The organism is Prosthecomicrobium pneumaticum (genome assembly GCF_014199915.1).
GTDB lineage: Bacteria > Pseudomonadota > Alphaproteobacteria > Rhizobiales > Kaistiaceae > Prosthecomicrobium > Prosthecomicrobium pneumaticum.
The window spans coordinates 518,847-531,944 of record NZ_JACHOO010000002.1; the positions used below are offsets into that span (position 1 = coordinate 518,847).

Sequence of the window (13,098 nt, forward strand, 5' to 3'; positions counted from 1 at the left end):
CGCCGGCCCCTCCCCCAGACGCGACGGAAGAGCGATGGCCGCAGAGACCGATGCCCCCTTCGTCGTCGAGGCGCTCTCGATCGTGAAGCGCTTCGGCGGCGCGACCGCGCTCGCCGGCGTCGATTTCCGCGTGCGGCGCGGCGAAATCCACGCCCTGCTCGGCCAGAACGGCGCCGGCAAGTCGACCCTCGTCAAGATTCTCAATGGCGTCCACCGCGCCGGCTCCTTCGAGGGGCGCATCCTGCTCGACGGGCGGCCGGTCTCCTTCGGGTCGACCGCGCAGGCGCGCCTCGGCGGCGTCGGCTATGTGCCGCAGGAGATCGAGGTGCTCGAACAGCTCTCGGTCGCCGAAAACGTCTTCGCCGGCCAGACCGGGCTCGGCGGCCGGCTGGTGCGCCAGCGCGTGCTCGAACGGCAGGCGTCCGTGCTCTTCCGCGAGCTCGGGCTCGACATCGCGCCCTCCACCCTCGTCGCCGCGCTCACCCCGGCGCAGCGCCACATCGTGATGATCGCGCGCGCGCTCGCCGCGAAGCCCGCCGTGCTGATGCTCGACGAGCCGACCGCCTCGCTGTCGGGCGCCGAGGTCGACCGGCTGTTCATCCTGCTGCGCCGCCTGAAGGCGCAGGGCACGACGATGATCTTCATCACCCACCGTCTGCCCGAAGTGATGGCGCTCTGCGACCGGGCGACCGTCCTGCGCGACGGACGCGTCGCCGCCGAACTGAAGCGTGGCGAGTTCGACGCCGGCACGGTGATCGCCGCGATGTCCGGCCAGCGCCTGAGCCGGCTCTACCCGGCGCACACGCCGCCGGCGCAATCGCCCGTGCTGCTCGAGATCGACGGGCTCTCCGTCGCCGGCCGCGGCCATGAGCAGCGCGCCCTCGAGGGAATCGACCTGACGCTCAGGGCGGGCGAGATCCTCGGCATCGCCGGCCTGCTCGGCTCCGGCCGCTCCGAACTGCTCGGCGCCATCTACGGCTCGGTCCCCTATTCCGGCCGCATCCGGGTCGAGGGCCGCGCGGTGACGATCCGCCGGCCGAAAGACGCGCGCGACGCTGCGATCGCGCTGCTCACCGAGGACCGCAAGCGCTCCGGCCTCCTCTTCAACCTGCCGGTCGCGAAGAACATCACGATCGGCAATCTGATGCTCTTCTCGTCCGGCGGCGTCCTCAATCCCGGCGCCGAGCGGGCGGCGGCGCTGCGCACCATGCGCGACCTGCGGGTCAAGGCGCCCTCGCCGAACGCCGCCGTCGCCCATCTGTCGGGTGGCAACCAGCAGAAGCTGCTGCTCGGCCGGGTGCTGATGCGCCAGCCGAAGATCCTGCTCCTCGACGAGCCGACCAAGGGCGTCGATGTCGGCACGCGCTCGGAGATCTACCGGCTGATCGTCGATCTCGCCGAGACGGGCGTCGGGCTGATCGTCGTCTCCTCCGAGCTCGAGGAGGTGATCGGCCTCGCCGACCGCTGCCTCGTCATGGCCGACGGGCGCTTCGTCGACGCCTTCGAGCGCGGCGCGGGCAGCGAGGAGCGCGTGCTGCGTTCGATTGCGGCGGCGCAGGCGGAGCGCGCGGCATGACCCGGGCGACCGACCGCTTCGACTCGCTCTCCGGCAAGGTCGCGCTCGTCACCGGCGCGGCGACCGGCATCGGCCGGGCGACCGCCGAGCGGCTCGCCGCTTCCGGCATGGCGGTCTACGGCATCGGCGGCGATGCGGAGGATGGTGCGGCGCTCGCCGCCAGCGCCGCCGCGTCCGGCGCACCGATCCGCTTCTCCCCGGTCGACATCCGCGACGACGCGGCCGTGCGCGCCGCGGTCGCCGATGCGGTCGAAGCGTTCGGCCGGCTCGACGCCGTCGTCAACGCCGCCGGCGTCTACCGCACGGGCCGGCGCGCCGAGGAGGTCGACGAAGCGGAGTGGGCGCTGACGCTCGACATCAATCTGTCGGGCACGTTCCGCGTCTGCCGTGCCGCGCTGCCGGAACTCCGCAGGGCGGGCGGCGGGGCGATCGTCAACATCGCCTCCGTGCACGCCCTCGCCACCGTGCCGCTCGTGCCGGCCTACGCCGCCTCGAAGGGCGGCGTGCTCGCCCTGTCCCGCCAGCTGGCGCTCGACTATGCGGCCGACCGGATCCGGGTCAACGCCCTCATCGTCGGCTCGGTCGACACGCGGATGACGCGCCCGGCCGACGCACCGGCCGGCTGGCCGGAATCGGTCGGGCTCTCGTTTTCGCCGACCGCGGTGCCGCGCATCGCGCAGCCGGCCGAACTCGCCGCGGTGATCGCCTTCCTCCTGTCCGACTCGGCCTCCTTCATCACCGGCTCGGGCCTCGTCGCCGACGGAGGCATGACCGCACTGCTCTTCTGAAACGAGAGGGGGCGGCTCGACGCAGGCCGCGGAACACCCTTCAGGGATGCGTCGAAGCGGGAGGAATGCATGAAAGGGACGTGGTTGAAGGGCCTCGCGGCCGGGTTCGCGGCACTGGTCGGCGTCGCCTTCGCCGGGGCGGCGGCAGCCCAGACGCCGGACGAGATCATCGCCAAGGGCAAGCTCGTGGTCGCGATCGACACCACGACGCCGCCTTACGGCATGGTCGACGAGACGATGCAGCCGGCCGGCTTCGACATCGACTTCGCCAATTCGATCGGCAAGGCGCTCGGCGTTCCCGTCGAATTCGTCACGGTCACCTCGCCCGGCCGCATTCCGGCGCTCCTGACCAACCGCGTCGACATGGTCGTCTCGATCTTCTCGATCACGCCGGAGCGGGCGCTGCAGATCGCCTTCTCGATCCCCTATGCCGGCCAGTCGGCTGTGGTGATCGCGCCGAAGAGCGCCTCGATCAAGGGCCATGCGGATCTCGTCGGCAAGAAGATCGGCGTCACCCGCGGCACCGGCGAGGACGGGCTGCTCACCACGGCGGCGGAGAAGAATCCGGGCATCGAGATCCTGCGCTTCGACGATTACGCCTCGCTCCTGCAGGCGATGCTGTCCGGCCAGATCGACGCGATGGGCGGCGGCGACTATGGCGACATCTACCTGAAGAAGAGCGCGCAGGGCGACGATTTCGAGATGAAATACGTGCTGCGCAGCTTCTTCTTCGGCGTCGGGATCCGCAAGGGCAATCCCGAGCTGCTGCAATGGCTCAACACCTTCATCTACTTCCAGAAGAACAATGGCGCGCTCGACGAACTGTCGATGAAATACAGGAAGACGCCGCTGCCGCCGCTGCCGGTGTTCTGAGCCGTCCCCGTCAACCCGGTCGCCCGCCGGCCCGACCGGCGGGCGACCCCGTTCGCAGCGAGGCGGCCCATGCAGGATTACGTCTTTCATTTCGGACCGGTCTTCGCCCGCTGGGAGGACCTCGCCTGGGGTCTCTGGCGGACGCTCGAGCTCTCGGTGCTGTCGATGGCCTTCGGCCTCGCGATCGGCGTGCTCGGCGCGGTCGGCCGCAGCTTCGGGCCGCGGCCCCTCTCGCTCGCGCTCGCCGCCTATGTCGAGTTGATCCGCAACACGCCGCTCCTCATCCAGCTCTATTTCGTCTTCTTCACCCTGCCCTTTCTCGGGCTCCGGCTGTCGAGCGATGCAGCGGCGATCCTCACCCTCTCGATCCATCTCGGCGCCTATGCGACCGAGATCGTCCGCGCCGGCATCGCCGCCGTGCCGGTGGGGCAGATCGAGGCCGGCAAATCGCTCGGCCTCTCCTCCTACCGGATCATCCGCCACATCGTCCTCGTGCCGGCGATGCGCGCCGTCTATCCGGCGATGACCGCGCAGTTCATCCTTCAGTTGCTCGGCACGTCGATCGTCTCGGCGATCGCGGCGGAAGAATTGACGGCGATCGCCAACAACATGGTGATGCAGTCGTTCCGCTCCTTCGAGATCTACATCACCATCGCCGTCATCTATTTCGTCGTCGTGCAGGCCTTCATCGTCGCCTTCCGGCTCGGCGGTGTCTGGCTGTTCCGCTGGAAGGTGTGAGGCGATGCTGCGCGACTTCACCTTCAACGAGGTCTGGTTCCTCATCCTCGCGACCAAGTGGACCGTCATCCTGTCGCTCGTCGCCTTCGTCGGCGGCGGGATCGTCGGCCTCGTCGTCGCGGGGCTCCGCGTCAGCCGCTTCCGCACGCTGCGGGCGATCTCGATCGCCTATGTGCGGTTCTTCCAGAGCACGCCGCTGCTGATCCAGCTCTTCATGGCCTATTACGGCTCGGCCTTCATCGGGCTGCGGCCCGACCCATGGGCGGCCGCGGCGCTCACCTTCGTGCTCAATTCCGGAGCCTTCTTCGGCGACATCTTCCGCGGCTCGATCGAATCGATCCCGAAGGGCCAGTGGGAGGCATCGACCGCGCTCGGCCTGCGCTTCCTGCAGACGCTGCGGCTCGTCGTCATCCCGCAGGCCGTGCCGCTCTCCCTGCCGCCGACGGTCGGCTTCATGGTGCAGATCGTCAAATCGACCTCGGTCGCCTCGCTGATCGGGCTCAACGAGGTGGCGCGCACGGCGACGACCATCAACACCATCACCTTCGAGCCGATGCTCGTCTTCGGAACCGTCGCGGCGATCTATTTCGCGCTGTGCTGGCCGCTGTCGCTCCTCGCCGGACGGCTCGAACGTCGGCTGACGGCGAGCCGCAGCCGCATCCCGCGCGGCGTGGCACCGCTCGAGGTCGGCCTCAACGAGGTGCCTCACCCGGCCGCCGGCGCATCGCGGCTGTAGGAAGAAGGACCCTCACCCTGCTTCGGCGGCGAAGACAAGACCCTCACCCAACCCTCTCCCCACTGGACTCGGCGTCGCCGAGCCGAGCGCGGAGAAAGCGAAGTCGGCAACAGCCGACTTCGCAGGCGGGAGAGGGGATGCCCGGCGGCTCATCCGCTCCTTGACGGCCGGCAACCGGAGCGGCCCTTCCCCCCTCTCCCGCTCCGCGGGAGAGGGCCGGGGGTGAGGGTGAAAGGGGCCGAAGCCGGCGCGCGCAGTGGAGAGGAAGGCCCTCACCCAACCCTCTCCCGCGGCGCGGGAGAGGGGATGCCCGGCGGTTGTGCTCGTTTTTTTCAGCCGACGATCCGGCGCCGCGTTCGCTGCCCTCTTCCCCTCTCCCGCGGCGCGGAGGGTGAGGGATGTCCGGCGGTTGCGCGGCTCAGCCCTTGAACGGCACCAGCGGCAGGCCCTTGGCGCCGACGTCGAGGGCGAAGAGGCCGCCGGATTGCGGCCAGGCGCGGAGCTGCTCGGGCGTGCGGTTGTAGACGGCGGAGGTGACGTAGAGGATGTCGAGATCGTCGCCGCCGAACTCGCAGCAGGTCGGCAGGTCGACCGGCATGCCGATCGTCTGCATCAGCCTTCCGTCCGGATCGTAGCGCATCACCTTGCCCTGGAAGGGCACGGTCAGCCAGTAGCAGCCCTCCGCATCGACCGTCGAGCCGTCGACGATGCCGTTCATGAAGGAGAGGTCGACATAGGTCCGCCTGTTTTCCGCCGCGCCCGTCGCGGCGTCGAAATCGAAGGCCCAGACGACCGGCGTGTGGCTGTCGGTGTAATACATCGTCCGGCTGTCGGGGCTCCAGGCGAGGCCGTTCGAGCAGCCGACCCCCTCGACGATCCGGTGCACCGAGAGGTCCGGGTCGAGCCGATAGAGCGAGGCGATGAAGGCCGCCTTCTTGCCCGGCGCCTCGAACATCGAGCCGGACCAGAACCGGCCCTGGCGGTCCGTCTTGCCGTCGTTGAAGCGGGTGTCGGGAAGGTCGGCCTCGGGGTCGACGATCTTCTCGTAGCGGCCGGCCTCCGGATCGGCGAAATAGAAGCCGCTCGCCATCGAGACGACGAGGCCGCCCTTCTCGCGCACCGCGAGGCAGCCGAGATATTCCGGCGCGGAGAAGCTCTCATTCGCCCCGGTCTTCGGATCGTAGCGATGGATGGTCGGACCGTAGATGTCGATCCACCACAGCTTTCCGGCCGCAGGGTCCCAATAGGTGCCCTCGCCGAGCTGCGCCTTCGCATCGACGACGCAGGCGATCTCCACCATCTCTTCCCCCGTTTCCTCTTCTGCGGCTAGCCGGCGGCACGACGCCGGCGGACGAACGCGAACAGATCGGCGAAGGCGTCGCTCGACACCGAGACGGTGACGAGGATCACCGCGCCATAGACGATGAGCAGCGCGCCGTTCGACAGGTTGAGCGCGGGCAGGAGCCCGGTGAGGATGGTCAGCACGAAGGCCCCGGCGATCGTGCCGATGTAATGGCCGCTGCCGCCGAGGATCGAGGCGCCGCCGATCGCCACCGCGGCGATCGAGGTGAAGAGATAGGGATCGCCCATGCCGAGATAGGCCTGGCCGGAATAGCCGGTGAGCAGCATGCCGGCGAGCGCGGCGGTGAAGCCGGACAGCGTATAGCCGGCGATCGCGGTGCGCAGCGTCGGCAGGCCGGAGAAGGTGGCGACGGTCGCGCTCGTACCCACTGCATAGAGCTGGCGGCCGAAGGCGGTGCGCGACAGAACGAGCGAGGCGAGGAGGGCGAGGACGAGCCAGACGACGCCGATCACCGGCACGACGCCGATCCGCCCGACCGCGAGATACTGGATCAGCGGCGGCGCCGCGGCGGCCGGCGAGCCGCCGGTATAGACGAGGATGCCGCCCTGCAGGATGACGTTGACGGCGAGCGTCATGATGATCGGCGGCACACCGAACACCGCGATGCCGATGCCGTTGACGGCGCCGACGAGCGCACCGGCCGCGAGCAGCAGCGGCACGATCCACAGGAGCGGCGCGTCCTGCCCGGCGGCGAACAGCGTCATCAAGACGGCGGCGCTGTTGAGCACCCAGGGCACGGAGAGATCGATGCCGCCGCCGATGATGACGAAGGTCTGGCCGAGCGCGACGATGCCGATGAAGGCGGCGAGGACGACGATCGAGCGCAGATGCCCCGGCGACAGGAAGCCGGGCGAGAAGATGCTCGTCACGAGGAGCAGCGCGATCATCGCGCCATAGGCGAGCAGGATCGCGCGGTGACGGGAAAGCGGCGCCATCACATCCCTCCCCTCCGGGCGGATTTCTCGGCGAGCGAACTGGCGAGCACGGCGGCGAGCAGGATGACGCCCGAGGCGATCGGTTGCCAATAGCTCGAGATCGACAGGACGAAGACGAGATTGCCGATGATCGTCAGGATGAAGGCGCCGACGATCGTGCTCGCCAGCCCGCCGCGGCCGCCGAACAGGCTGACGCCGCCGATCACCGCGGCCGCGACGGTGTTGAGGATGTAGCCATTGCCCACCGTGGGCGAGCCGGTGCCGGTCTGGGTGACGAGATAGAGGGCGGCGAGCGCCGAGAAGAGACCGGAGAGGCCGTAGGTGGCGCAGTTGACGGCGGTGAGCGAGACGCCGGAGAGATAGGCCGAGCGCTCGTTGGAGCCCGTCGCGCGGATGGCGATGCCGAGCCGGGTCGCGCGGAACCACAGCCAGAAGAGGACCAGCGCGGCGAGGATCCACACCGAGGTGGAGAGCCCGCCGAAGCCCGTATTGCCGAACCAGGTCCAGCCCGAAGGGATGCTGCCGCCGTCCGATGGCAGGATGACGAGCGCCGTGCCGCCGAGGATCGACCAGGTGGCGAGCGTGACGAGGAAGGGCTGCAGCCGGAGGACGGAGATGAGGAGACCGTTCGCGACCCCGGCGCCCACGCCGATCGCGAGGATGATCACCGCCCACAGCGCGGCATTCGCGGGATCCTCGCCGAACTGCGTGCCGGCGATCACCGTGCCGAGGCTGATCATGCCGCCGATCGACAGATCGATGCCGCCGCGCACGAGCACGATCGTCTGGCCCGTCGCGGCGAGGAGCAGCGTGAGCGAGGCGGTGGTGTCGAGGTTCAACTCCTCGAGGGTGAAGACGTCCCGCTGCAGGGTCGAATAGATCCCGAGCAGGATCAGGAGCATGGCGCAGGCGACGAGGAAGGGCGCGCGGTCGACGACGAGCGCGGTCCAGTCGCGGGCGGCCCGCGGCCGGACATCGGCGGCGACCGGTTCGCTGCGGGCGGCGAGCGTCATGCGGCGGCCCTCTCGACCATGGCGGCGCGCAGGATCCCTTCCTCGGTGACCGCTTCGCCGGCGAGCACGGCGGCGACCGCGCCGTTCCGCATCACCGCCACACGGTCGGCGACATGGACCGGTTCGGAGAGGTCGCTCGAATAGAAGAGGATGGCATAACCCTTCGCGGCGAGATCGCGCATCAGGCGGAAGATCTCGCCCTTGGTGCCGACGTCGACGCCCCGCGTCGGATCGAAGAGGAGCAGGATCTTCGCCTCCGTGAGCAGCATCTTGCCGAAGATGACCTTCTGCTGGTTGCCGCCCGAAAGGGTTCCGGCCGGCTGTTCGGGGGTCTTCGCCTTGATCTGCAGGAAGGCGATCATCTCGTCGACGAGCGCCTTCTCGCGCCGGGCGGAGAGAAGGCCGAAGCGGGAGAAGCGCGGGATGACGGAGAGCGTCAGGTTCTCGCGCACGCTCTTCGAGAGCAGGAGCCCCTGGCCGCGGCGGTCCTCCGGCACGAGGGCGAGGCCGAGCGCCGGCGACAGCGCCCGGCGCGGATTGCGGATCGAGACCGGCTTGCCCCAGACCTCGACCTCGCCGGTGGCGCGGAGCGCGCCGAACAGCGCCTGGAACAGCGCCTGCTGGCCGTGCCCCTGCAGGCCGGCGACGCCGAGCACCTCGCCCTCCCTGAGGTCGAGATCGACATTCTTGAGGGCCGCGCCGGCCGAGAGACCGCGGACCTTCAGCGCCAGCCGGGCGGTCGCCGTCGCGTGGCGTTCGGGATAGAGCCGGTCGAGCCGGCGGCCGAGCATGTCGGCGATCATCGTCTCGTCGCTGACCGCGCCGATCGGATAGGCGCCGACGGTCTCGCCATTGCGGAACACGGTGACGCGGTCGACGAGCGCCCGCACCTCACCGAGCCGGTGCGAGATGAACACGACGAGCCGGCCGGAGCGGGCGAAGGACCGGGCGAGATCGAGCAGCCATTCGGTCTCGCGCGGGGCGAGCGCCGAGGTCGCCTCGTCGAGGATCAGGACGGAGGGATCGCCGGCGAGGGCCTTGGCGATCTCGACCACCTGCCGGTCGGCGAGCGAGAGGCGCCGGACCTCGCGGTCCGGCGCGATGTCGGGGAATCGGTAGCGCGCGAAGAGCGCTTCCGTGCGCTCGATGAGCGCGCTCCGCCTTGCGGTGGCGAGCCGCGACAGGGGCTCGCGCCGGAACCAGACGTTCTGCGCCACCGTGAGATCGGGGACGAGGGAGAGCTCCTGAAACACCGCGGCGACGCCGGCGGCACGCGCGGCGCGCGGATCGGCTGGGCGGTATTCGGCGCCGCCGAGCCGGATCGAACCGGCATCGGGCCGGACGGAGCCGGCGAGCACCTGGATGAAGGTACTCTTGCCGGCGCCGTTCTCGCCAAGCAGGGCGTGGACCTCGCCGCGCTCCGCGGCGAAATCCACCCCGCCGAGCGCGACGATGCCGCCATACCGCTTGGCGACGGACGTCGCCTCGAGGAAGGCCATGTCAGAAACTCCTCCCGGCCGCCGCGGACGGTCAGTTGCCAGCGGCCTCCTCGGCCGTGACCTCCATCCAGTCCGGGCTGATCGGCAGCGTCAAGCCGGGCGGGCGATCCTTCCACGCATTGGTGCCGAGGGCGATCTTCTGCACCTTGGCGTCCGGATAGAGCTCGGACTTGAACTCGTCCGTGGCGAGGAAGTCGGCATAGACGAGGACGTGGCGGTCGGCCGGCTTCTTGCCGTCGAGCACGTCGACCGCGAGCTTGATCGCCTCGGCGCCGAGATAGCCGGGATTGGAGCCGAGAATGCACTTCGCGCCTTCGGTCTCGGCACAGGTGACGCCCGTCACATTGTAGGAGAAGGCGGTGACCGGCACGACCTTGCGGCCGGCGTCCTGCAGCGCCTTGATCGCGCCCGAGCCATAGCCCTGGGTCAGGATGCCGTCGACCTCCGGATGGGCGGCGAGCAGGCTCGCCACGCCCGCCTGCTCCGGGCCGAGGGCGTATTCGCCGTTGTAATAGCCGATGACCTCGATGCCCGGATGGTTCTTCAGGACCTTCTCATAGCCCTCCTGGAGGCGGGCCGAGATCGGCGCGCCGGCGAGGCCGCGATCGATGAAGACCTTGCCCTTGCCGCCGAGTTCCTTCGCCATCCATTCGGCCATCAGGGCCGGGATGCGGTCCCAATCGGATTCGAGGGCATAGGCGCAGGGCGCGGTGACGACCTGATCGAAGGAGACGACGACGATGCCGGCGGCGCAGGCCTTCTCGATCGTGGGGTTGAGCGCGGTATCGGAGCCCGCATCGATCAGGATCGCATCGGGCTTCGCGCGGATGATGTTGTTGAGCGAGTTGATCTGCGCCTGAACCGTCGTCTCGACATTCTCGACCTTCAGATCGACGCGGCCGGCGAGCGGCGCCTTCTTCGCCGCCAGCTCGGCGATGCGGATCATCTGCTGGCGCCAGTCATTGCCGACGAAATTGTTCGACAGGTAGATCTTGTAGGTCTTGCCCTCGGCGGCGGCTGCCGGCCCGGCGGCAATGCCGGCCGCGAGCGCCGCGCCGAGCGCAACGGCGGAGACCGCCGCGCAGACCGAGCGCGCCAGCGCGCCCGGGCGGATTCCCGGATTCATCATGCTTCCTCCCTTCACGACTTCCCTCCCTCGGCGCCACTGCGGGCGCTCCTCGTCGCGGCTTTCGAGGCCGCCTCGATCGTTCGCGGAACAGACCGCCTCCCCGGCCACGCCCGCGATGATAACGGTAACATGCCGGTTCCCGGCTGAACAGGGCACCCGGCACGTTGGATCGGCATGCTATTATAATCTTATGTGACTGTCCATGGTGCCGGCGATCCGCCGGCCGCCCCCTCGCCACTCCGGGACGAGAGGTCGAGGCGGCCCGCACGGCAGGGAGCGGCCGGCGACGGCTCGAGACCCGGTCGCCGCACGGTCTCCGGCCGGCCCCGCCTCGCCCGTCTGCCGCTCAGCGGCCGTAGGAGGACGGGGCCGCAGCCGGGGTGGCCGCCGCCTCGCCGCGATAGCTGCGCCACTCGGCCATCAGCGCCTCGACGCCGCGGCGGTAGAAATAGATCTCGCTGCCGCTCGCGACGAAGCAATAGCCCTCGTCGAAGAGCTGCTGATGGGTGCGGCCGGCGCGCGGCACGGTGGCGAGCGGCTTGCCGACCGCCCGCACCGCCTCGACGGTTCGCGCGATCAGCGCTTCGACCTCCGGCGCACCGGTCTGGCCGGGCAGGCCGGCGCTGCCGGAGAGATCCGTCGGCCCGATGAAGACGACGTCGACGCCGTCCACCTCGGCGATCGCGCGGGCGTTCTCGACCGCCGTCACCGTCTCGATCTGCACGACGATGAGAAGGCTGTCGTCGGCGCGAGCGTAATAGTCGGGCACCATGCCGTAGCTCGAGGAGCGGGTGATGTCGTTCGCATTGCCGCGCCTGCCGTGCGGGGGATAGCGCACCGCCTCGACGATGGCGCGCGCCTCCTCGGCCGTCTCGACCATCGGCACGAGGAGCGCCTGCGCACCCGCGTCGACGAGGCGGCGCAGATAGACCGGATCGGCGGAGGGCACGCGGATCATCACGGTCGCTTCGGTGCAGGCCGCCGCCCGCATCGTCGCCACCGCCGCCTCGAGCGCGCCGGCGCCGTGCTCCTCGTCCATGATGATGAAATCGAAGCCGGCGATCGCCGCCATTTCGGCGAAGGTCGGCTCGGCGCTCTGCAGCCATGTGCCGAAGGAGGGCTCGCCCGCGCGGATGCGGGCCTTCAGGCGGTTTGGACGGAACATCGGGGATCCTGTCAGGACGAGGCGGGAGCATTGACGGCGAATCGCGCGAGCTTCGCACGAAATCCCGGCCGATCGAGCACCGCCGGATTGACGACATGATCCGGCACACGGCCCGTCGCCGCCGCGAGAATGCCGTTCGCGACGCTCGTCATGGTGAGCCGCGCCGCGTCGCGCGTCGAAGGCAGCCAGTGCGGCGTCAGGATGACGTTGTCGAGCGCGAGCAGGGAATGTCCGGGCGGCAGCGGCTCGTGCTCGAAGACGTCGAGGCCCGCACCGGCGATCGTCCCGTCCCGAAGCGCCGCGACGAGTTCTGCCTCGCGCACGATCTCGCCGCGCGCCACATTGACGAAATAGGCGCTCCGCTTCATCCGCGCGAAATCCGCAGCGCCGATCGAGCCGCGGCTCGCCGCGTCGAGCCGGTTGTGCAGGCTGACGAAATCCGCCCGCTCGAACACCGTTTCGCGGTGCGGAACGAGGGTGACGCCGAGCGCGGCCGCAGCCGCCGGATCGGCGTGCGGGGAATGAGCGATGATCTCCATGCCCCAGGGACGGGCGAGCCGGGCGAGTTCGCGCCCGCTCGCGCCGAGCCCGACGATGCCGAGCACCTTGCCCGGCAGGTCGAGCCCCATCACGTGCGGCTGCAGGTCCCAGCGCGCGGTGCGCACCAGTTTTTCCTGCGCCGTCAGCCGCTTGGCGAGGGCGAGGATGAGCAGGAAGGCCGACGAGGCGGTCGCATGGGTGAGCGTGTCGGGAGCGTTGAAGACGGCGACATCGGCCTGCGTGCAGGCGGCGAGGTCGATCTTGTCGATGCCCGCGCCTGCCCGTCCGATCACCACCAGCCGGTCGGCGCCATCGACGAAGGCCGAGGCCTTCACCCACGGCCGGAAGATGACGATCGCCTCCGAGGCCGCGACATGCGCGGGCGTGATGGCGAGCGAATAGAGCCGGTCCCAATAGGTCGTATCGCCGGGCGTCGGGCTCTGGTCGGTGAGGAAGCCCGGCCGCACGAAGGGGTGCGGCGCGTAGAGGTCGAGCGCGATGTCGGGCACGGCGAGCGCGCCCGTCTCGTCGAGATAGTCGCCGGTGTAGTTGACCGCAAAGGTCGATCGACGTCCAGCCACAATCCCTCCATCGGTCATGCCCGCCTCCATAGCCGTGATGCCGGGCGCTCCGCGCCGGCGCCGCTTCCCCTCTCCCGCTCGCGGGAGAGGGCTTCGTTTCTTGGCGAGCGAAGCGAGCCTAGACGCGAAGGGTGAGGGTCCTTTGCCGGACCGGCGAAGGGA

Annotated in this window: 12 protein-coding genes; 5 read left to right on the top strand and 7 right to left on the bottom strand. The window is 69.7% G+C overall.

Features of this window, described 5'->3' with window-relative positions; genetic code table 11:
• The first annotated feature begins 34 nt into the window (after positions 1 to 34).
• The 5 genes from GGQ63_RS06155 to GGQ63_RS06175 all read left to right on the top strand — a co-directional run bounded on the left by GGQ63_RS06155 (position 35) and on the right by GGQ63_RS06175 (position 4,711).
• On the top strand, positions 35 to 1,576 hold the full coding sequence (locus GGQ63_RS06155; RefSeq protein WP_183853622.1) for a sugar ABC transporter ATP-binding protein: 1,542 nt from the start codon (positions 35 to 37) through the stop codon (positions 1,574 to 1,576).
• Positions 1,573 to 2,364, top strand: a complete 792-nt coding sequence (locus GGQ63_RS06160) for an SDR family NAD(P)-dependent oxidoreductase (RefSeq protein WP_183853624.1) — start codon at positions 1,573 to 1,575, stop codon at positions 2,362 to 2,364. The genes GGQ63_RS06155 and GGQ63_RS06160 overlap by 4 nt, the downstream gene beginning before the upstream one ends.
• Before the next feature lie 69 nt (positions 2,365 to 2,433).
• Positions 2,434 to 3,237, top strand: coding sequence for a transporter substrate-binding domain-containing protein (locus GGQ63_RS06165; protein WP_183853627.1), 804 nt, complete (start codon positions 2,434 to 2,436; stop codon positions 3,235 to 3,237).
• A 69-nt stretch (positions 3,238 to 3,306) separates the two neighbouring features.
• Entirely contained in the window at positions 3,307 to 3,975 is a 669-nt protein-coding gene (locus tag GGQ63_RS06170) for an amino acid ABC transporter permease (protein WP_183853629.1), read from the top strand.
• Positions 3,976 to 3,979: 4 nt separating this feature from the next.
• Complete coding sequence (locus GGQ63_RS06175) at positions 3,980 to 4,711, top strand: amino acid ABC transporter permease (protein WP_183853631.1); 732 nt, start codon at positions 3,980 to 3,982, stop codon at positions 4,709 to 4,711.
• Between the two features lie 418 nt (positions 4,712 to 5,129).
• On the opposite strand, the gene GGQ63_RS06180 is transcribed toward GGQ63_RS06175, so the two are convergent.
• The 7 genes from GGQ63_RS06180 to GGQ63_RS06210 all read right to left on the bottom strand — a co-directional run bounded on the left by GGQ63_RS06180 (position 5,130) and on the right by GGQ63_RS06210 (position 12,954).
• Positions 5,130 to 6,011: an SMP-30/gluconolactonase/LRE family protein gene (locus GGQ63_RS06180; protein ID WP_183853634.1), complete on the bottom strand. Its 882-nt coding sequence runs from the start codon at positions 6,009 to 6,011 to the stop codon at positions 5,130 to 5,132.
• A 26-nt stretch (positions 6,012 to 6,037) separates the two neighbouring features.
• Entirely contained in the window at positions 6,038 to 7,009 is a 972-nt protein-coding gene (locus tag GGQ63_RS06185; RefSeq protein WP_183853636.1) for an ABC transporter permease, read from the bottom strand.
• On the bottom strand, positions 7,009 to 8,022 hold the full coding sequence (locus GGQ63_RS06190; RefSeq protein ID WP_183853638.1) for an ABC transporter permease: 1,014 nt from the start codon (positions 8,020 to 8,022) through the stop codon (positions 7,009 to 7,011). The genes GGQ63_RS06185 and GGQ63_RS06190 overlap by 1 nt, the downstream gene beginning before the upstream one ends.
• Entirely contained in the window at positions 8,019 to 9,521 is a 1,503-nt protein-coding gene (locus tag GGQ63_RS06195) for a sugar ABC transporter ATP-binding protein (RefSeq protein WP_183853640.1), read from the bottom strand. The genes GGQ63_RS06190 and GGQ63_RS06195 overlap by 4 nt, the downstream gene beginning before the upstream one ends.
• A 31-nt stretch (positions 9,522 to 9,552) precedes the next feature.
• A complete protein-coding gene (locus GGQ63_RS06200) occupies positions 9,553 to 10,650 on the bottom strand; it encodes a sugar ABC transporter substrate-binding protein (protein WP_246429632.1) in 1,098 nt (365 codons plus the stop codon).
• 346 nt (positions 10,651 to 10,996) lie between these two features.
• Positions 10,997 to 11,815 carry an HpcH/HpaI aldolase family protein gene (locus GGQ63_RS06205; protein WP_183853642.1) on the bottom strand — a complete coding sequence of 273 codons (819 nt, stop codon included), beginning with the start codon at positions 11,813 to 11,815 and terminating at the stop codon, positions 10,997 to 10,999.
• 11 nt (positions 11,816 to 11,826) lie between these two features.
• Positions 11,827 to 12,954 (bottom strand): NAD(P)-dependent oxidoreductase, encoded by a 1,128-nt coding sequence (locus tag GGQ63_RS06210; RefSeq protein WP_183853644.1) that lies wholly within the window; start codon positions 12,952 to 12,954, stop codon positions 11,827 to 11,829.
• Positions 12,955 to 13,098: the final 144 nt, after the last annotated feature.